The organism is Phormidesmis sp. 146-33, from assembly GCF_052939515.1.
The window spans coordinates 1-1,648 of sequence record NZ_JBJPHU010000273.1 but is presented as its reverse complement, the minus strand read 5'-3'; the positions used below and the strand labels follow the sequence as shown (position 1 = coordinate 1,648).

At 51.0% G+C, this 1,648-nt stretch carries 1 protein-coding gene; it reads right to left on the bottom strand.

The genetic code is table 11. From position 1 onward, the window contains the following. Nucleotides 1–335: 335 nt before the first annotated feature. Nucleotides 336–1,364 carry a tyrosine-type recombinase/integrase gene (locus ACJ2PR_RS35880; RefSeq protein ID WP_446880636.1) on the bottom strand — a complete coding sequence of 343 codons (1,029 nt, stop codon included), beginning with the start codon at nt 1,362–1,364 and terminating at the stop codon, nt 336–338. Nucleotides 1,365–1,648: the final 284 nt, after the last annotated feature.

The following is a 1,648-nucleotide window of genomic DNA, read 5'->3' as shown; positions in this document are numbered from 1 at the left end:
GAAACCCTGCTCAATTGAACTCGCTCTCGCAACCCCAAAAATATGCTCATCCCCTTCACAAAATCACCGAACCGACAGTTCTGAGCCAGAAAACATGGCAATCACCACACAACTGAGGTTGCCACGTTGAGTTCAAGATATTTCAAGTGAAATATTTGGCTGAAATCTTTGTAGTGTGACCGTTTCACAGTATGAGATCGATATAAATCGAGATCCAAAACTATGTCGTTGCCTTTAGCTCACGCAAAGCGTGTCCCAACCCTATCTTCTATTTTGTTGAAGCGGAATCGCTACAGCCCTTTTTCCCGTCTGTTTTCCGCTGATGTAAAATCAAGCTACTCCTGTTCTGAGTGAGGTTCAGCTTTGCGCTTGCGCCGCTTGGTTTCATAGAATGCCGCTTCCGCCGCCTGCTGGTCTGCCGCCTTTGTATAGCGGCGAAAACTCTGCACCGACTTGTGCCGCGTCAGCGTCATCACATGATACGGATTCATGCCCTCTAACACCAAATTCGTCGCATAGGTATGGCGGAACTGATGCGCGTGAAACTCAATGCCTGTCATCTCGCGCAGTTGGCACACCAGTTTATCGATCGTGTCATACCCAATCCGCGCCCCCCGATTGCGCCGCGAAACCGACACAAACAGTGGACTGTCCGGTTGCAACGCCTCTCCTTGACTGACGCGCCACCCCAAGTACGCCTGAATCTTCTGCACCCCCTCCTGATCGAGCGGCACTACCCCTTTACTATCTCCCTTGTCCTGACGCACCCACAAGCGTTTCCCATCAAAATCGCCGACATTTAACAACGTTGCCGCTTCCGCTCGAATGCCATGCTGCAAGACGGCAAACAGCGCCAGGTTGCGTTGCGTAAGCTCACGCGAAGCGTGTTCGCACAGTTTCATCCCTGCCACCGCTGCCAGAACCTTCTCCACCTGCTCATCGCTCAGGTTATCCGCTTCCGGTTCTGCCAACTTCGGCAACTGCACTTCAAGGGTGGGATCACGATCGACATACCCACACCGCCACAACCAGCCATAAAACGCCTTCAACGTCCCCAGAATTCGTTTCACGGTGGCATCTGACAGCACTCGCTGCCCATTTTCTTTTCTGACCAAATGCGTCTTAAACTGCGCCACCTGCCGTGCGGTCACGGCTGCCCAAGCCTTGTCTGTCCAGCGCAGAAAGTGCTGTAGATCCTGACGATACGCTTTCTGAGTTTTCACCGCTAGCGATCGCGCCTGCAAATACTCGTCAATTCTCGCCGATCCCAGGTCGGTCGGCGAATCAGTTTTGGAAACTGCCGGAGAATAATCCGCCTCGATATGAACGAGTCTGGGTTGTGGAACGCTGTGGTCACGCGGCATATTATATTTGCTCTAGGTTTATATTCGAGATAATTAGAATCCTATCTCCCTTTCTGGCAGCGATCTGAAACTTTGCCCAAATGGGATATCATCATTCTCCCAAATTGACTGGGATATTATTTACTTGCAAGTCCCTTATCACGCAAATGGCGGTTTGCCGTTGCGGTAGATAGTTCTATGACAGAGTAAAGAAAACGTTCCTTTTGTTTACTCTACCCAGCTCAATTTATACTCACGGTTCGCTCATTTTCAGGGAGGGTCGTCAGATTGCGGACCCAAGCGAG